The 18115-nt window shown below is 42.1% G+C and carries 15 protein-coding genes; 8 read left to right on the top strand and 7 right to left on the bottom strand.

Going from position 1 to position 18115, the window contains the following annotated elements:
• Positions 1-208 precede the first annotated feature (208 nt).
• Positions 209-664: a Fur family transcriptional regulator gene (locus tag RMY27_RS21480; protein ID WP_012407750.1), complete on the top strand. Its 456-nt coding sequence runs from the start codon at positions 209-211 to the stop codon at positions 662-664.
• 131 nt (positions 665-795) lie between these two features.
• Here RMY27_RS21480 and RMY27_RS21475 read toward each other — a convergent pair whose 3' ends face one another.
• Positions 796-1926 carry a peptidoglycan-binding protein gene (locus tag RMY27_RS21475; protein WP_322666591.1) on the bottom strand — a complete coding sequence of 377 codons (1131 nt, stop codon included), beginning with the start codon at positions 1924-1926 and terminating at the stop codon, positions 796-798.
• 9 nt (positions 1927-1935) lie between these two features.
• The gene (cobN, locus tag RMY27_RS21470) at positions 1936-6216 is read right to left on the bottom strand and encodes a cobaltochelatase subunit CobN (protein WP_322666588.1); all 4281 of its coding nucleotides are present in this window, start codon (positions 6214-6216) and stop codon (positions 1936-1938) included.
• Positions 6217-6309: 93 nt separating this feature from the next.
• Between cobN and RMY27_RS21465 the strand changes: the two genes are divergently transcribed.
• A complete protein-coding gene (locus RMY27_RS21465) occupies positions 6310-8373 on the top strand; it encodes a GAF domain-containing sensor histidine kinase (protein ID WP_322666586.1) in 2064 nt (687 codons plus the stop codon).
• 196 nt (positions 8374-8569) lie between these two features.
• Here the strand turns inward: RMY27_RS21465 and RMY27_RS21460 are convergent, their stop codons facing one another.
• Complete coding sequence (locus tag RMY27_RS21460; RefSeq protein ID WP_322666584.1) at positions 8570-9400, bottom strand: ATP-grasp domain-containing protein; 831 nt, start codon at positions 9398-9400, stop codon at positions 8570-8572.
• 81 nt (positions 9401-9481) lie between these two features.
• The gene (locus RMY27_RS21455; RefSeq protein WP_322666582.1) at positions 9482-10393 is read right to left on the bottom strand and encodes a hypothetical protein; all 912 of its coding nucleotides are present in this window, start codon (positions 10391-10393) and stop codon (positions 9482-9484) included.
• Between the two features lie 135 nt (positions 10394-10528).
• Between RMY27_RS21455 and RMY27_RS21450 the strand changes: the two genes are divergently transcribed.
• Both RMY27_RS21450 and RMY27_RS21445 read left to right on the top strand, forming a co-directional pair.
• On the top strand, positions 10529-11446 hold the full coding sequence (locus tag RMY27_RS21450) for a metallophosphoesterase family protein (RefSeq protein WP_322666580.1): 918 nt from the start codon (positions 10529-10531) through the stop codon (positions 11444-11446).
• A gap of 4 nt (positions 11447-11450) precedes the next feature.
• A complete protein-coding gene (locus RMY27_RS21445; protein ID WP_322666578.1) occupies positions 11451-11984 on the top strand; it encodes a GAF domain-containing protein in 534 nt (177 codons plus the stop codon).
• Positions 11985-12090: 106 nt separating this feature from the next.
• Here RMY27_RS21445 and RMY27_RS35590 read toward each other — a convergent pair whose 3' ends face one another.
• Positions 12091-12213, bottom strand: a complete 123-nt coding sequence (locus RMY27_RS35590; RefSeq protein ID WP_416212361.1) for an ACP phosphodiesterase — start codon at positions 12211-12213, stop codon at positions 12091-12093.
• Positions 12214-12409: 196 nt separating this feature from the next.
• On the opposite strand from RMY27_RS35590, the gene RMY27_RS21440 reads away from it, so the two are divergent.
• Complete coding sequence (locus RMY27_RS21440; protein WP_322666576.1) at positions 12410-12703, top strand: antibiotic biosynthesis monooxygenase; 294 nt, start codon at positions 12410-12412, stop codon at positions 12701-12703.
• Positions 12704-12930: 227 nt separating this feature from the next.
• Here RMY27_RS21440 and RMY27_RS21435 read toward each other — a convergent pair whose 3' ends face one another.
• A complete protein-coding gene (locus RMY27_RS21435) occupies positions 12931-13077 on the bottom strand; it encodes a hypothetical protein (RefSeq protein WP_322666574.1) in 147 nt (48 codons plus the stop codon).
• 59 nt (positions 13078-13136) lie between these two features.
• A complete protein-coding gene (gene pcrA, locus RMY27_RS21430; RefSeq protein ID WP_322666675.1) occupies positions 13137-15461 on the bottom strand; it encodes a DNA helicase PcrA in 2325 nt (774 codons plus the stop codon).
• Positions 15462-15936: 475 nt separating this feature from the next.
• Here pcrA and RMY27_RS21425 point away from each other — a divergent pair, with 475 nt between their 5' ends.
• From RMY27_RS21425 to RMY27_RS21415, 3 genes are read left to right on the top strand one after another with little or no spacing between them, the layout of a single operon-like run.
• The gene (locus tag RMY27_RS21425) at positions 15937-16905 is read left to right on the top strand and encodes a sodium-dependent bicarbonate transport family permease (protein WP_322666572.1); all 969 of its coding nucleotides are present in this window, start codon (positions 15937-15939) and stop codon (positions 16903-16905) included.
• A 4-nt stretch (positions 16906-16909) separates the two neighbouring features.
• Complete coding sequence (locus RMY27_RS21420; RefSeq protein ID WP_322666570.1) at positions 16910-17221, top strand: P-II family nitrogen regulator; 312 nt, start codon at positions 16910-16912, stop codon at positions 17219-17221.
• Between the two features lie 28 nt (positions 17222-17249).
• On the top strand, positions 17250-17951 hold the full coding sequence (locus RMY27_RS21415) for a carbonic anhydrase (protein ID WP_322666673.1): 702 nt from the start codon (positions 17250-17252) through the stop codon (positions 17949-17951).
• Positions 17952-18115: the final 164 nt, after the last annotated feature.

The following is an 18115-nucleotide window of genomic DNA, read 5'->3' as shown; positions in this document are numbered from 1 at the left end:
AAGTCAAGGGATGCAATCGTTACAAGTATCCTAAATATTAGCTGTATGCAAATTAAATGCACTACAGCTGATTACTTGAATTTTGCTCAAGATTTAATGAATTGTTCTTAAATATTTAGTAAGAATTCTCAATAGGCAATGATTGTTGCAAATTGCTCCCAAGATTTGTTATATTCTCAACTAACAAGCTTTGTTGAGAACTATTAGTATGACTGTCTACACAACTACTTCACTCAAGGCAGAACTGAACGAACGAGGCTGGCGATTAACTCCCCAGCGCGAAACAATTTTACACATTTTTCAAGAACTTCCGCAAGGTGAACATCTGAGTGCGGAGGATCTTTATCATCGGCTCGAAACTGATGGTGAAGGGATCAGTCTGTCAACTATTTATCGGACTTTGAAGTTGATGGCAAGGATGGGAATTTTACGGGAATTAGAACTGGGCGAGGGACATAAGCATTATGAGATCAACCAGCCCTATCCTCATCACCACCATCACTTAATTTGTGTTCGATGCAACTCAACTATTGAGTTTAAAAATGACTCAATTTTAAAAATTGGGTCAAAAACCGCTCAAAAAGAAGGTTTTCACCTCTTAGATTGTCAAATGACCATCCATGCAGTGTGTCCCAAGTGCCAACGAGCGCTGATGCCGCTTTAGCACTTGGGTGGATAAATAAGACGAAACTACTCAAATTTACCAAATAAATGGAATCTGAGCAGTTCGTAATTTGCTGTTACTGGAGGCAAGCAACCAGTTGGGAACTGATACTAACGACACCAAAGCGGATGTTAAAAGCGTCCGCTCTTAAGATCCTTGAGGCTAATGCCGTAGAATTCTTGGGCTTGTTTAATCGCTTTTTTGGTGTCATCTGCCATCACACCATTGAGCTTGCCTTTATAAAAACCCCGCTCCCGTAGTCGGGTTTGAATTTCTAAGGTATTAAATTCGCTTTTGCTAGCAGTATTAACTGAGCTATATAACTTAGCTCGTGTAGTTGGGCCAGCAACACCACTTGCTGCTAAGAAATTAGCTGCCTGAAATCTCTTCACAGCATCAGCAGTATAGGGACCATAGTAGCCATTTGGCTCTCCCTCTAAATATCCAGCCTGGATCAATTGTTCTTGAACAATTCTAACTAACTCACCGCGATCGCCTACACGAAGTTTGTCTCGATTGACTACCTTTTTGGGAGCCTCTTCTCCATCACCGATGCCTACTCCCGGCAATTTACCTAATGTTGCTGGGCCAACAACACCGTCAACGCTTAATTTGTAAGAATCTTGGAACCGTTTGACAGCTTCTTCGGTAATTGGGCCAAATATGCCTGTGGCGTTTCCGTAATAAAAGCCTGCGACTCTTAACCGTTCTTGCAAAGCTCTGACATCTTCACCTTCATCCCCTTTAGCAAGGTAGTTAGGATTGCGGCGTTTGCTGGTGGCTGAACTATCAGTGCTGGACTTTTTGGCTTGTGCGCCTACAGCAGCGGTTCTTTGAGCTTGTGTAGTCCTAGTTGTGGCCTTTTTGGCCTGCCAACTTTCTAATTTTTGCAGAGTGCTTGCTCCAACAATGCCGTCCACTGGTAAACCAGCGGCCTTTTGGAAGCGCCGCACAGCTTCTTGTGTGGGTGTGTCATATACTTGGGTAACAGAAGATTGGTAAAAACCTGCTGTTCTCAACTTTTGTTGTAGATTTCTGACAGAAGGGCCTTGATCGCCTTTTTCTAGTGCCATGACGCTGCTGACGGCGCCAAGAATAGATAAAGACAGAGCAAGGGGCAACATATACTTCCAAGCCCTACCTGAAAGCCTTTTCCAGTCTGGTGCAGCTGCGTCCTTAAACAAGGAACTGAGGGAGACCAATTCACTGGGTGTGCTGTCTTCGTAGGCGAAAGCTAGGTGCAAATACGCAAGATTTTCCATATTTGTTTCCTACACCATTGATTTTTCTTCGATAACTGCTTCAGCTTGATGTACTAGGTTCCTCAAAGCTTCTAATGTTCCTATATTTACATCCTCCCACAAATTGCGCTTGTGTGCTTCTAATAATTTTTCAGCAATATCACGCAGTGCGTAAGGGTTTTTTTGCTGAATAAATTCTACAACAACTGGATCAAGTAAATAAGCATCTACTATACCTTGATACATATAATCTTCAGCACATTTTGCGGTTGCATCGTAGGCAAATAGATAATCTACTGTCGCCGCCATTTCAAAGGCTCCCTTGTATCCGTGGCGCATTACTCCTGCAATCCACTTGGGATTAACTACGCGAGAACGATACACTCGTGCAATTTCTTCTTTCAGTTGACGAACACGTGGTTGTGCGGGTATAGAATTATCTCCAAAATAGGTTTGGGGATTTTTTCCCTGTAGAGAACGCACCGCCGCTGTTAAGCCACCCTGAAATTGGTAATAATCATCAGAATCGAGTAGATCGTGTTCGCGGTTATCTTGATTGTGCAGGACAATTTGCATTTGAGACAAACGTTGCTCGAAGGCTTCGGGAGAGGGGAGTGGGGAGTTAGGAGTTAGGAGTGAGGAGTTAGGAGTAGGGATTGGGCCTTGGGAGTTAGGAAGAATTTCTGCTCCTCTGCTCCCCTGCCCCTCTGCTCCCCTGCTCCCCTGCTCCCCTGCCCCTCTGCTCCCCTGCTCCCCTGCTAAGTTTCCCGAAGAATAGGCGTAAGAACTCCAGTTAATGTAGGCGCGAGCTAAATCTTCGTCATCTGTCCAGTTTTGCGATTCGATTAAACCTTGGAGTCCCGCGCCGTAAGCACCTGGGCGAGAACCGAAGATGCGATAGCGCGATCGCACCACGGCTGCTTCTAAAGTTAATCCTTGGCTTGTCCACAAATCAGTCTCTTGGCGAACTGCATCCGCTAGAGGATTTTGTTCTGGCGGTTCATCTAAATCTGCTACTGCTGATACTGCTTGATCGAATAAGTCAATTAAGTTGGGAAAAGCATCGCGGAAGAATCCCGAAATTCGCAAGGTGACATCTACACGGGGACGCCCCAAAATTGCTAAGGGCAAAATTTCAAAATCCACTACTCGCCGCGCTGCACCATCCCACACAGGTTGAACTCCAAGTAGAGCTAAGGCTTCGGCTATATCATCACCGCCTGTTCTCATGGTGGCTGTTCCCCACATTGATAAGCCTAGTGTTCTGGGATACTCGCCATGCTCTTGAGTGTAATATTCAACGAGAGTTTCAGCAGCTTTTCTACCGATATCCCAAGCGGTTTCTGTGGGAATGGCGCGAATATCGACAGAATAAAAGTTTCTCCCTGTTGGTAGAACTTCTGGGCGGCCGCGCGTGGGTGCGCCAGATGGGGCACTTGGGACGTAACCGCCATCGAGTCCGTGTAATAAATGGGTGATTTCTTCGTGGGTTTTTTGTAAAGCTGGAAGCAGGCGATCGCGTATCCAGTTAAGGGTAGTGCTGAGTGGGGAGTTAGGAGTTAGGAGTGAGGAGTTAGGAGTTATGAGTTGTTCTACTAGGAGGGCGGCGTGTTCTTCTAGGACTTCGACGATATCACCGAGGGTACGGCATTCTGTGCCATTGACTATTGAATATTCACCGCTAGGCATTGACAAATCGGCTGTGAGGGGGTCGAAGTCTAGTCCCCAATCTTGAGCGATCGCACGGGTAATACCTGAAGAATGGCGATTGGGGATGCGAGCGATCGCTACTATTAAATCTCGCAACTGCCTTCCTTGGGGACATTGCCCGAAAATGTGTAACCCGTCGCGGATTTGGGCTTCTTTCAATTCACACAGATAGCCACCAATAGAATTCAAAATTAAAGATTCAGACTTAAAAATTTCTGTTTCATTTTGGATTCCTAAATCTAGATGGAGATTTTCTTTGATTACCAGTTCGTGGATGCGATCGCGAATCACTGGTAAACGCGAAGGATCTAAACTGTCGGCTTCATAATACTCATCAATTAAATTTTCTAACTGTTGCAAAGAACCGTAGAGTTCCGCACGAGTCATTGGCGGTGTTAGGTGATCTATAATCACCGCTTGAGCGCGACGTTTGGCTTGGGAACCTTCGCCAGGATCGTTGACAATAAACGGGTACAGGTGGGGAAGTGCGCCAAAAGCCACTTCTGGATAACAATTACTCGATAAAGCCACACTTTTACCTGGTAGCCATTCTAAATTTCCGTGTTTCCCTACATGAACTACAGCATCAGCACCAAAAGTTTCTCTAACCCAATAGTAGAAAGCTAAATAAGCATGAGTTGGTTCTAAATCCGGCGCATGATAATTCAAACTGGGGTCATTATCATAACCCCTTGCTGGCTGAATTCCCACAAAGACGTTGCCGAGTTGAATTCCGGGAACGGGGAAAGAAGCAGGGGGGCAGGGGGGCAGCACTTCTCTACGAGAGGCTGCGCCAACGGCTACGCTCAGTGACCGGGGGGCAGGGGGGAAGAATTCTTGATTGCTCCTCTGCTCCTCTGCTCCCCTGCTCCCCTGCTCAAAATTACCCCACCGTTCGCTGATACCTTGCTGCACTGCTGGCGGTAATGAAGCGAAATATTCTTGGTATTCTTCCCAAGAAACACTTTGGTGTACCGGAAGCGATTCTCTACCTTCTGGATCGTTAGTTACACCATCTGTCAGCCGTTGAATCAACTCATCTCCTTGAGCAGGTGGATTTTCTACTTCATACCCAGCTTGATGTAAAGCTTGCAGGATTTGTACACAACTAGCTGGGGTGTCGAGTCCTACACCATTGGCGAGGCGGCCATTGCGGTTGGGGTAGTTTGCCAGAATCAGGGCAATTCGACGTTCTTGGGATGGTTTGGAACGGAGACGCGCCCAGTTTGCTGCTAGTTTAGCAACGAACTCGATGCGATCGCTCACTGGTTCATAAATTACCACATCTGTCTCTAAATGGGGATTACGAGTTTGCAATGCTTTAAAAGACACAGCACGAGTAATAATCCGCCCATCTACTTCTGGTAGCGCCACATTCATCCCAATATCGCGGGGAGAAAGCCCTTGAAACTGTGACTCCCACTGCTCAATCGAGCCGCCACTGAGGATTACCTGCAACACAGGCACATCTAATTTTTGCCAAAGTTCGGTTTGGGGTGTTTCGCTTTCCAAGCGTGCTAGAGAAAAACTAGTGGTATTTAGCAGCACAGCGATTGATTCGGCTTCTTTAGGTTGGAAAAATTCACTCAACTCAACTTGCACATCTGGTTCACGCAATGAAGAAACAAATACTGGCACTGGTTGTAAATTTTTCTCTACCAAAGCTTCGCATAAAGCATCAATTACTTTAGTATTCCCCGCTAAATAATGAGCGCGGTAGAAAAGGATGCCGATTTTGGAGATTGGGGATTGGGAAATTTGAGGTTCAAAGGTAGATGAACGAGTATCTGAGGTGGATTCATCCGGTTCAAAGGTGGATGAACGAGTATCTGAGGTGGATTCATCCAGTTCAAAGGTGGATGAACGGAGTTCTGAGGTGGATTCATCCAGTTCAGAGGTGGATGAACGGAGTTCTGAGGTGGATTCATCCGGTTCAGAGGTGGATGAACGAGTATCTGAGGTGGATTCATCCGGTTCAAAGGTGGATGAACGAAGTTCTAACTCTCCCCTGCTCCCCTGCTCCCCTGCCCCCCTGCTCCCCTGCCTCTCCACTCCCCACTCATACAATCCCACGCGCGGAATCGGCTGAGGTGGTGCAGGATTATATGCAGTTAATAAGCAACTATCGGAGATAAATTGCAGAGCATTAACGAAATTTTCCACGCCGCCTTCGCTAAAATACTGCCATACCTGGTTAACAATACCCAAAGGCACGGTAGACTGGGAAATTAAATCGGGATCGAAAGCGTCATCCCCTGGCATTACAATGAGGGTTCTACCATTCCGTTGCACAATTTCTTGCACTACTTCTAAGCCATAGCCCCAGTAAGAGCGTCCTCCTAACAGGCGCAGAATAATTACTTGGGCATGTTCTAAAACTTGCTCTCCATAAGTATCTATGCTTAATTGTTGCTGTAACTGTAACAGGTTGGCGACTCTTAATGCAGGAAAGCTTGCGGGTAATTTTGTTACCGCAGCTGCCAAGGTTTGAATGTCAGTATCAGCAGCCGTAATCAAGACAAAAGGCGCGGGAGTTTGTTCTAAAAAAATTATACCTTCTGACTGATTCCATCCACCCGACGTGCTACTTATACGATGCATAATCCTGTGTTACCGTTTTAAGTTGTTGGTTAGTACATAATCAAAACAAACTTTTTCCTTGGATTCAGCCCCCTCTTACCAAAACGACTAAAAATGCTTAGTTATGCTGATTTGAGCTTTTCTCGAACCTTGCCTATTGTTGTATTTAATCAGCTTGGGGAATTGTTAGAACAGATGGCTCAAACGGTGGGAAGTGCCACTCTGGTGTTGACAGAAGCTGCGTTAGTACGAATTTGCATACCTGTAGAGTGGCAAAGGCAAAGGTTTACACTAGTGGTTTCTGAGCAGTTTAGCGTCCTTTTGGTAGGAACCTTTGAGGAGGAGCAAGGGAGCAGAGGGGCAGAGGGGCAGAGGGGCAGAGGGGCAGGGGAGCAAGGAATTTACTCGGCACTCAATGCTCAGTTGACGTTTAATTTGGAGGCGATCGCTTCTTTTGTCTACGAATTGAAAGACTTGTTTGAGTGCGATTCTTATACTCACCAAAATCTCGAACGCTATCAGCAAATTATTAAACCCAATGACGCCACACTCCAAAGTCAATTCACGCTGTTGTTATTAGAATATCTCCTAACTCAGCCAAACCAAGAAATAATAGCACCTCCAAGCCCAATTGGGCCAGCAGTTTATATCTGTCAGCCAGTGGAAGATGCTTTAAAAAAACAGATTTCCCAAGAGCGGTTGTTAAATCAGGTAACAACACAGATCCGCAAAAGCCTAGATTTGCCGGTCATTATGGCAACGGCAATTACACAGGTGCGTGAGTTTCTAGAATTAGACAGATTAGTAATTTATAAATTTGCAGGTTCCCAAGTCAATACTCAACAATACCAGTCTGATAGTATTCCCCTCAATGAAACGGCACTGACACCAGGTATAGAAGTATCAGTTTGTGAACCTGCCGAAATCTATTTTTCTATACATGATAACCAAGGTGAATACTCGCCTTCTGTATCAGTTAATAATCAAACATTATTAGAAGATTACCAACAGTATGGAGGTTATATTGTCTATGAAGCTCGTGCTAGAGATGCTATTACATCGGTGTTGAATTACACGGAAAAAAATTGCTTTGTCCGAACCTCTCAGTGTTGGGAGAAATATCGGCAAGGTTTTACCTTAGCTGTGGATGATGTCGAAAAAACTTATGCTCTAGAAGAGTGTTTGTTGAATTTTTTAAGGGAATGCCAAGTTAGGGCTAAGTTGGCTGCACCGATTATGTTTGAGGATAAACTGTGGGGATTGCTGATTGCTCATCAGTGCGATCGCCCACACCAGTGGAATGATAGTGAAAAAACTTTGCTGGTTGCGATCGCAGAACAATTAGCGATCGCGATTCACCAGGCTGAGTTAATGCAAACCCTTACCCAAGAAAAACAAACTCTCGAACAACGAGTTATTGAACGGACAATGGCCCTGCGTGATGCTCTCCTTGCCGCCGAAGTTGCTAACCGTCTCAGAAGTGAGTTTCTCGCTACTATCAGTCATGAATTGCTCACGCCTTTAACTTATGTAATTGGGATGTCTTCGACATTATTACGCTGGCCTTTGGGTGAATTGAGTCAACGACAACGGGGTTATCTGCAAACAATCCACGACAGTGGAGAACATTTATTAGAAATGATTAATGACATCCTCGATTTATCGCAAATCGAGGCTGGGAAGACAGCTTTAAATATTTTGGAATTTTCTTTAGTCAATGTTGCCGAAAATGCTCTGAAGTCGCTGCAAAAAAAAGCAGCGAGCGAACAAATTAATCTCATACTTGATTTGCAAATCGATCCCAGGCGCGATCGCTTTACTGCCGATGCCGAACGAGTAGAACAAATTCTTTGGAATCTGTTAACTAACGCAATTAAATTTACCCCTGAAAGTGGCAGTGTTACTTTACGTCTTTGGGTAGAAGATGATACTGCTATTTTTCAAGTGGAAGATACCGGAATCGGCATTCCTGAGGAACAATTACCATTACTGTTTGAAAAATTTCAGCAACTCGATACACCCTATCGCCGCCGCTACGAAGGCACTGGACTTGGATTGGCTTTAACTAAACAACTTGTGGAACTCCATCGAGGTCGAATTGAAGTAGAATCAACTGTAAGTATCGGCTCTATTTTTACTGTATGGATACCAACTCAGACAATGAGAGTGGTAAGTTAGGAGTCAAGCAAGAGACGCGATGATTTATGAAGAAGGGGAAGGGGTAAAGGGTAAGGGGGAAGGGTAAAAAGCGAGTGGAATTGTGGGCGAAATAATCCTTATGAAGAAAGTTTGGTAAAAATCTTGTCCTTTGTGAGCAACCTAATTCATACCTTTACCCTTTACCCTTTAACCTTTACCCCTCTTTTTTATTTCTTCAATTTGAGGCTAGGCTAACGAGCATTTTTTCAAAAATTTTCAACACATGCTCCTCTCCATTATCTCTAATAAAAATGCCAAAATTTGGATGAGAGTTAATTTCAATTAACCAATATTGATTATCTCGATCTAATACAATATCAAAACCACCATAATCAAGGTCTAATTCTTCAAAAACTGGTTGAGCAAAATTAGCAATCTCTGACAGTATTTGTGGATCGTTAATATACTTGGCTTTCGCACCATCCCAATGTAGAGGACTGAGATTACCGACAAATTTGGCATCAGTTATATCTTTTTCATAGAGCAAAACTAACTCTTTATTTAAGAAAACTGCTCTATACTCAGATTTGATATGAATAAATTCTTGAGCAAGAGCGACGTAATCATATTTATTATTGATATTAAAAATTTCTTTTAAAGCAGTTTCAATTTTATCTAAATTCTTACACAAAAAGACATTATGTCCGCTTGCACCAGAGTTTCTTTTAATAATTACTGGTATTTTAAAGTTTTCTTTTATTTCTAATACGATATCTTGAATAGTTGGAAATTTTAAATAAATCTTATATTTGGTGTCACATAAAGGTGAAAGAAAACCCATTGTCCGAGGGAGTTTAACTTTTTTATTTAAAACATGATATGTATATTCTTTGTCTTTCAGCAGGTGTGCTACTGCTTGGTTAAGTAAGGGAGTGCTATAGTTACAAAAATAATGCTGTTTACTATTCAGTTTTATTTTGACTAAGTTTTCCGAAGGATGAAGAATTTCATAGCTGATGTTTAAGTTCTCACAAGCTTTCAGCAATAGCGAAACATTGTCTAACATAAATACTTAAAGTTAAACTCAAAATTACGAATTACGAATTACGAACTTGTACTGAGCGAAGTCGAAGTATTACGAATTATTTTAACTTGCTGTTTGCCGTTTAAAAATTACTATCTCAGTCCCAACAACCGGGTTACGAGCTATCAGCGTATTTTGGGAATCGATAATTTCTAAATGAGTAAAATCAAGTTCTTGAGAGCGTTGTAATATCTCCGCAGCTAGTTTGTCTTGCTGAGATTCATTGAGAGTGTACCAATCATTACTAATTTTGACAGTCAAGTTACTTGTACGGAAGTTGGCTTGAATTGACTTTATCAGACCAGAGGCAACGCGATCGCTAATTTCGGCTACCTGATTTTCAATAGCCGCAATCAAAGCTTGTTCAGGTGTCAATTCTATGATTGGTGTCGGCGTTGGTGTTGGGATTGGCGTTGGTATTGGGATTGGCGTTGGCGTAGGAATTGGTTCTGGTTCTGGTTCCGGCGTTGGTGTAATTTGTACTTCTGGCGGTGGCGTAATTTCCTCTGGTGGCTGTGGTGGCTGTGGTTCTGGTGCGACTGACTCCGGTGGAGTAGTTATCGTTGGTGTTGGTATGGGAACCTCTTCAACCGGAGGAACGGTTGCTATTTCCGTAGGCTTACCAGTAAATATAGTTGTAGTCGTCCAAACGAGAATTACAGCAATTCCAGTCACAATTCCCGTCAAAGCTGTATCTGATAACTTTGTTGACAAATTTGATGGTAAAAACAAGCGGATTGTCCTTAATAGTCCACCCCACCGCAACTGAAGCTGCTGAAAAAAACCAGGTTTTTCCTCAGTACCAGGTGGGGGTGCTGTCTCCAGTTTTTCCACCGTTACTTCTAAAACCCCAATCGTTCCTTGGAGAAGTTGGATAATTTTAGCCTTCCAAAATGGCTGAACTCTCTGGTAAGGTTTTTGGGGAGGTTGAGTTACTTGCTTATCCGTCGGTTTTGACTGATTGTCTTGTGACATGGAACTTTCACCAAAAGCAGCGAATCAAAGACAAACAACGTACATTATTACTGGTGCTGCCTTCTTTTGCATTAATGTATCACTTCATTGCTCATTGTTTCCGCTAAACTGAGTATTTATTAAATTTGGTGACTTATGAAACTGAAACGCCGTCAATTTATATTTTTAAGTAGCGTCAGCGCCATTAGTACAGGATTTTTGAGTTGGATGTTTGCTCATGAAAATCATCAAAGTGCTGATATTAGCGATTCAACAACAGCTATAGCCGCAAACCCAGCTAAAAAAGACTTGTTATTACGTTTTGTGTCTGTAGCAGATACAGGAACTGGGGCGAAAGGACAGTATGCTGTGGCTGGAGCGATGAATGCGTATCATAAGAAAAATCCTTACGATTTAGTCGTTTTAGCTGGAGATAACATTTACAATAATGGCGAAATTGAGAAAATTAATGCAGTTTTCGAGCGTCCCTATCAAGCTTTGCTAAAGCAAGGTGTGAAATTTCAGGCTTGTTTAGGTAATCACGATATTCGTACTGCCAATGGCGATCCACAAGTCAAGTATGCTGGTTTTAATATGAAGGGACGTTACTATACATTTAAACGTAATCAAGTACAGTTTTTCGCTTTAGATACTAACGGTAATGCTGATTGGAAAAACCAGCTACCTTGGTTAGAAAAAGAATTAAGTCTTAGTAATGCTCCTTGGAAAGTAGTGTTTGGTCATCATCCGATTTATTCATCGGGTCACTATGGGAGTAATCCAGATTTTATTAAAACTTTTACTCCCCTATTTAAAAAATATGGCGTTCAACTTTATATCAATGGTCACGAACATAATTATGAACGCACTCGTGCTATTGATGGTACAACTTATTTAATTTGTGGTGCGGGTGCTGGGAATCGTCCTGTAGGGCGTTCTGAGTGGACAGGATATTCTACTAGTGACTTAAGTTTTGCCTCTTATGAGGTGTATAAAGATAGAATAAAAATAAGTGCGATCGCTACTGATAATCGCATTTTTGATAAAGGGATTATTCAATTAAAATCAGCTTAGTTGTATGACTCAGCCAGAACTTCCTTCTGCACTCAACAATATTGTAGAATCATCTCAACCACCAGATGCTATATTTTCTGCACTATTACCAGCTGTAGGTGATTTTTTGCAGTCTGATAGATGTTTTCTATACTTACATAATCCACAAAATAACCTTGGTAGAGTTGCCTTTTGTTGGATTCGTACTCCAGATGTACCTACTGTTTATAATGAAGAATGGGCAGCACAACCGCCATCTGTAACAGATGAAGATCCGATGTTTGCTGCTGCGCTACGTGCTGAACCTTCAATCTTTGTAGAAGATGTAGAAACAGCTGATTCTCAGGTTTTAAATCGGGAATTTGAACAGAATAATTTTGGACATCGCGCCCTGATTCATGCCCATATCCGCCAGGATGGGCAACTCTGGGGAATTTTACAACCATGTATTTTTGGTCATCCCAGAATTTGGACTGAATATGAACGAGGGGTGATTAATAATCTTGTCGAGAAAATTACACCTATTGCGGTTGATTATGTCAAATCTGTTTTTGATTAGCTGAGTCTAGCTGACAATACAAATTATTTGTATAGCTTATTAAATCGCAGAAAAAATCTAAAAAGTTTGATTCTAATTGTTGATAATTAGATAATAAATCTTCTATTCAAAATTTTATATCATTTTTTCTCTTAACTCTAGCTGATATTCTCTTTAGAGCATTTTCAACTGCGGTAACTTCCCTATATGATGTAAGCCAATCCTGGTGTGTATTGAGAAAGAAATAGATGTGCTAAATAGTTCATCTTAATTACAATTTTGCACTAACTCAAAAATTTGTTGTTTATGTAATAACGCGATTGCTTGACACGAGTTGTAACTAAAAAACTGGGTAATATAACCTAAGATGCTGGTGGCAATATCATTGTAGACATGGCATTCAGACTATACTTAATAACATCAACTTAATTCTCACCAAATAGTATATGATTCTTGAAGCTGTGATGCTTCCTGTTAAACCTGGTCTAGAATCAGATTTTGAAGCTGCGTTCAAAAAAGCTTCTAAAATTATTTCCTCAATGGACGGATATTTATCGCATGAATTGCATAAATGTATAGAAGTTCAAGGTAAATACTTATTACTTGTCAAATGGGAAACTTTAGAATCTCATACTGTTGGATTTAGAAATTCTGCTGAGTATCAAGAGTGGAAAAAACTTCTGCATCATTTTTATGAACCATTTCCTACTGTTGAACACTTTGAAGAAATTGAAATATGAAAAACAACAAGTTACAAAAACTCATCCTTTGATAAGTTCAGAAGAAGCTGGAGTTAATACAACTTAAGCTCAACTTATAGATGTTGATGTTTTAGTTACAAATACTCGTTTTTAGATAAGTAAAACTAAAGCTGGATTTAATCAATTTCATTATTAATTATAAAAAGTCCAAAAATAATAAGTAAAATAGGAGTTTTAGTTAATAAAACTTCTTCCTAACTTATTCATCAACAAGTTTTAGTTAGTCCAGCACGTTCTGGAGTTACAAATGAACAAGTTTTAGTTAATCCAGTACGTTCTGGAGTTACAAATGAACAAGTTTTAGTTACTACAGCATGTTCTGGAGCTATAAATGCTTCTTCTGTAGTTGACACAGCTTGTCCTGTAGCAACGCACCATCAAAATATAGTCTATCTGGTAGTTTATATACCTCTTACTCTACTCGTTGCAACTGTGCTACTCTTGGGTCAACAATTTTTTGTCCTAAGCTGGCAAATTTAATTGCCACAGACATCTTATTACCCGTTCCAAATACATGCGTAATTTCACCAAGACCGAAAGTTTTGTGTAATACTCTATCGCCTACTTGCCAATTTTGCGTTCCGTCTTGTTTTCCATTAGAAGTAGAGGCAGCTTTGGTATAACTTTGGCGACTCAGGCGTTGAGTAGTTAGTAATTCTTCTGGCAATTCGTCGAGAAATTGCGATCGCACAGCAGGTTCACGAGAACCATACAAACGACGTTCCCGCGCGTGTGATATATACAACCTTTCTTGGGCGCGAGTAATCCCCACATAACACAAGCGGCGTTCTTCTTCCAAAGATGCAGGATCGCTGAGGGAACGGTAGCCGGGAAATAGCCCTTGTTCTAATCCCACCAAAAATACTACGGGAAACTCCAAACCTTTGGAAGCGTGCAAAGTCATTAAAGAAACGGCTGTCTGTCCTTCTTTTAAGTTATCCAAATCTGAACTGAGGGCAGCACTACTTAAAAAATCTCGCAGGGAAATTTCTTCGTTTTCTTCTTGAAATTGCAATGCGGCGTTATAAAGTTCCTGAACGTTTTGTACCCGATCTGTAGCTTCATCTGTGCCTTGATTCATCAAGTCTTGTACGTAACCAGAATCTTCTAATATTCCTTGCAAAACCTCAGTTACCGGAAGCGTGGCGACTTGTCCTTGCCAACGGCTAATCATTGCGGCAAAGTTATTTACAGCTTTTGTCGCCCGTCCAGCTAATGTATTAACTGATGTCTCATCGCTGAGTATTTCCCACAAAGTCGTCCCTAATTGCTGAGATGCGTTCATCAAAGCATCAATAGTGGTTTTACCAATTCCCCGCCGAGGAGTATTAATAACTCGTAATAAACTGACTGTATCAGCTGGATTATTTATCGCTCTTAAATAAGCTACTACATCTTTAATTTCTTTGCGATCGTAAAACCTCATTCCCCCCACAACTGTGTAAGGAATTTGATATTTCACCAACAATTCTTCAAAGGGACGAGATTGGGCATTCGTCCGATAAAGTATGGCAAAACTACCCCAGTTCAACTCTGGATTTTGCTGTTCTAAAGTGCTAATTTGATTAATTACAAATGCCGCTTCTGCAAGTTCTTCATCAGCTTTGTGATAAGTAATCTGCTCACCCGTCCCCCGCGTCGCTTTCAGAACTTTATCAATCCGTTGGGTGTTGTTTTCAATCAGTTCATTAGCTGCTTGCAGAATGTTTTCACAAGAACGATAGTTTTCTTCCAGCTTAACCATCGTTCGGGTATCATCATCTACCAAACCATCGCCAAAGTCTTCCTGAAATCCCAGCAAGATGGTGAAATCTGCCATCCGAAAGCTGTAAATTGATTGGTCTGCATCACCGACAACAAAAACCGAGCGATTTTCCCATTCCCATTCGCTCTTTTTGGTTTCGCCATTAGTAACTAATAAATTAATAAGTTGATACTGAGTGCGGTTAGTATCCTGATATTCATCTACAAGGATATGACGAAACTTGCGATGCCAGTAGCCCAATACCTGCTCGTTTTGTTGAAATAATCTCGTAGGTACAAGAATAAGATCGTCAAAGTCGAGAGCGTTGTTTTGTGCTAACTTATCTTGATATAAACTGTAGACTTGGGCAATTACTCGTCCGCGATAATTTGGTTGGTCTTGCTCAAATTCTTGGGGTGATAAACCTTGGTTTTTAGCGTTACTAATAGCATAGCGAACAGAGCGAGCGTCAAACTTTTTATCGTCTAAATTTAGCTCTTTATTAACGATTTCTTTGATCAGACTTATTACATCTGATTCATCAAAAATAGAGAAATTACGATTCCACTTACGTCCTTTTTCGTCTACGTATTTTTCAATATCAAAGCGGAGAATGCGAGAAAATAGACTGTGGAAAGTGCCACACCACAAATCTTTGATCGTGTTTTTGTAAACTTGCGATCGCAATTGCGTTTGTTGGTATTCTGTCAACAAATCCAATCGCTGACCGTGTTGTTTCATTGCCAGTTGTTCAGCAAACAGCCGTTGAATCCGTTCTTTCATCTCCCGCGCGGCTTTATTGGTAAAAGTAACCGCCAGGATATTTTCTGGATCGACACGGTGTTTCAGAATTAGATTTGCAATGCGATAAGTCAGCGCTCGTGTTTTACCGGAACCTGCGCCAGCAACAACTAGCAACGGCCCACAGTAATGTTCGACAGCTTGACGTTGGCTAGGGTTAAGGTGACTGAGAAAGTCGATGGTTGTTGTCATGGATGTGAAAAAGCGATGTCTCCGACGGTCACTGAGCGTAGCCGAAGTGCGGGCTATGCCTACGCCTGGCATCACATCAATAGAGAGTTGCTATTGCCCAGGTTACAATATCTTAACGAAACTTGGTCAACAAAGAGTAAGATTTGTGTAAGAGCAATTCATGAATTGCCTCTACAATACGTTAATTTTTTCTACGCTAAATACGTTGATCGCGAGTTCTCCCTACACTTTCTGTCGTAAGATCAGCGACGGGGAATCTAACATTAAAAAATGCTGGACAAGCTCTAACTTTTTTATTCTCAGCCCTAATTAACACCTAACCAATAAGTATTGTCACTAAAAGGACGATCTCGCTCCTTGAGTACCCAATTGATATTGGGTAGCGATACACAATACATCATGATTCAACCGTTAAGTTTTTAAAGATGAAAAATTTCTTTAATTTCAGGTTTAACCAATACAAGGAGGGGTGGATATGGATCTCAGCTTAATTGTATCCAACATTTTGAATCCGCCAATCCTATTTTTCTTTTTAGGCATGACTGCTGTTTTTGTCAAGTCCGATCTAGAAATTCCTGCACCAGTACCAAAACTATTTTCGTTGTATCTGTTGATGGCGATTGGTTTTAAAGGGGGAGTAGAACTAATTAAAAGCGGTGTAACTCAAGATGTAATTCTAACACTCGCGGCAGCAATGATGATGGCTTGCGTTGTTCCAATTTACACCTTTTTTATCCTAAAGTGGAAATTGGATACTTACGATGCGGCTGCGATCGCAGCAACCTACGGTTCTATCAGTGCTGTCACCTTCATCACAGCTAGCGCTTTTTTAACTGAGCTTGGCATTACTTTTGATGGTTACATGGTGGCAGCTCTTGCTTTGATGGAATCCCCTGCGATTATAGTTGGTCTAATTTTGGTGAATATATTCACCGCCGATGGAAAGCGGGACTTTTCGTGGCCGGAAGTTTTGCAAGAAGCATTTCTTAATAGTTCAGTTTTTCTATTAGTCGGTAGTCTATTAATAGGTATCTTGACAGGAGAACGCGGTTGGCACGCATTAGAACCCTTTACTCAAGGGTTGTTTTATGGCGTTCTCACCTTCTTTTTACTGGACATGGGATTAGTGGCTGCTAGAAGAATTAAAGACTTGCAAAAAACCGGAGTTTTCCTGATTTTATTTGCCATACTAATTCCTATACTCAATGCAGGTATTGGGTTGGTAATTGCCAAATTGATCGGTATGCCTCGCGGAGATTCGCTGTTGTTCGCTGTATTGTGTGCTAGTGCTTCTTACATCGCTGTCCCGGCGGCTATGCGGATGACTGTTCCCGAAGCAAATCCCAGCCTGTATGTTTCTACCGCTATAGCAGTGACATTCCCGTTCAATATTATTGTCGGAATTCCGTTATATCTCTACGGAATTAACCTATTTTGGAGGTAATAATATGCACGTAGTTAAAAAGATAGAAATTATCGCTAACTCCTTTGAACTTGCCAAAATTCTAGATAATTTAGACAAGTCGGGTGTACATAACCATGCCATAATCCGAAATGTTGCTGGCAAAGGATTACGAGGAACGACAGAAGATTTAGACATGACCATGCTTGATAATGTTTACATCCTCGCGTTTTGTATGCCAGAACAACTCAAGCCTGTTGTCGAAAATATCAAACCACTCCTGAATAAGTTCGGAGGTACTTGTTACGTTTCCGATGTAATGGAGATTCGCTCTGTTAGATGTGTAGCGTCGATGTAAGAGAGTTATAAATTCAATGAAGCATTTCATGGAACGTCGTGACTTTTTGAAGTTAGGAATGACCGGGGCGTTTGGGATGATGCTATCTGCCAGCGATTTACTCTGGCGGGTAGAACAGGCAAAAGCTGCCGAAATCCCCTCAACTTCCCCTGAATCTCTCAGTCCCGATGCAGCATTGCAAAAGCTGATCGAGGGAAATCAGCGATTTATTCAGCATCATCCCCAATACCCCGATCAATCTGAACTGCGGCTGCACGAAGTTGCTCAAGCTCAACATCCATTTGCAACTATTCTTAGTTGTGCGGATTCACGAGTACCCGCAGAAATTGTTTTCGATCAAGGCATTGGGGACATTTTTGATGTTCGGATTGCCGGAAATATTGCCACACATGAAGCGATCGGTAGTATTGAATATGCAGTTGTCTTATTAGGTTCTCCACTGCTAATGGTGATGGGCCATGAGCGCTGTGGGGCTGTAACCGCAGCTGTACAAAACGAATCGTTACTTGGTGATATTAGTACTTTTGTTAAGGCAATTAAGCCAGCAGTGGAAAAGGTCAAAGATCAGCCCGGTGATGCAGTTGAAAACGCTGTGGTAGCAAATGTGCAATATCAAATTGAACGGTTGCAAAAATCAAAGCTTTTAACTGAGCAGGTGGAGTCCGGCAAATTGAAAATTGTCGGGGGTCGTTACGATTTAGATACAGGTAGGGTGACTATTATTACTTAATTCACGGGATGAGGGAGCAGAGGGGCAGAGGGGCAGGGGAGCAGAGGGGCAGGGGAGCAGGGGAGCAGAGGGGCAGAGGGGCAGAGGGGCAGAGGGGCAGAGGGGCAGGGGAGCAGGGGAGCAGGGGAGCAGGGGAGCAGGGGAGCAGGGGAGCAGGGGAGCAG

This window comes from Nostoc sp. DedQUE09 (assembly GCF_034530915.1).
In the GTDB taxonomy this organism is placed as follows: domain Bacteria; phylum Cyanobacteriota; class Cyanobacteriia; order Cyanobacteriales; family Nostocaceae; genus Nostoc.
The sequence above is the reverse complement of the archived record's forward strand: the minus strand, read 5'-3'. Positions and strand labels throughout refer to the sequence as shown.

What these genes read in the sequence shown, in the direction of transcription:
- RMY27_RS21420 (WP_322666570.1), top strand. Translation starts at nt 16,910, where the DNA reads ATGCACGTAGTTAAAAAGATAGAAATTATCGCTAACTCCTTTGAACTT.
- RMY27_RS21460 (WP_322666584.1), bottom strand. Translation starts at nt 9,400, where the DNA reads ATGTTAGACAATGTTTCGCTATTGCTGAAAGCTTGTGAGAACTTAAAC.
- RMY27_RS21415 (WP_322666673.1), top strand. Translation starts at nt 17,250, where the DNA reads ATGGAACGTCGTGACTTTTTGAAGTTAGGAATGACCGGGGCGTTTGGG.
- cobN (WP_322666588.1), bottom strand. Translation starts at nt 6,216, where the DNA reads ATGCATCGTATAAGTAGCACGTCGGGTGGATGGAATCAGTCAGAAGGT.
- RMY27_RS21425 (WP_322666572.1), top strand. Translation starts at nt 15,937, where the DNA reads ATGGATCTCAGCTTAATTGTATCCAACATTTTGAATCCGCCAATCCTA.
- RMY27_RS21440 (WP_322666576.1), top strand. Translation starts at nt 12,410, where the DNA reads ATGATTCTTGAAGCTGTGATGCTTCCTGTTAAACCTGGTCTAGAATCA.
- RMY27_RS21450 (WP_322666580.1), top strand. Translation starts at nt 10,529, where the DNA reads ATGAAACTGAAACGCCGTCAATTTATATTTTTAAGTAGCGTCAGCGCC.
- RMY27_RS21480 (WP_012407750.1), top strand. Translation starts at nt 209, where the DNA reads ATGACTGTCTACACAACTACTTCACTCAAGGCAGAACTGAACGAACGA.
- RMY27_RS21455 (WP_322666582.1), bottom strand. Translation starts at nt 10,393, where the DNA reads ATGTCACAAGACAATCAGTCAAAACCGACGGATAAGCAAGTAACTCAA.
- RMY27_RS21465 (WP_322666586.1), top strand. Translation starts at nt 6,310, where the DNA reads ATGCTTAGTTATGCTGATTTGAGCTTTTCTCGAACCTTGCCTATTGTT.
- pcrA (WP_322666675.1), bottom strand. Translation starts at nt 15,461, where the DNA reads ATGACAACAACCATCGACTTTCTCAGTCACCTTAACCCTAGCCAACGT.
- RMY27_RS21475 (WP_322666591.1), bottom strand. Translation starts at nt 1,926, where the DNA reads ATGGAAAATCTTGCGTATTTGCACCTAGCTTTCGCCTACGAAGACAGC.
- RMY27_RS21445 (WP_322666578.1), top strand. Translation starts at nt 11,451, where the DNA reads ATGACTCAGCCAGAACTTCCTTCTGCACTCAACAATATTGTAGAATCA.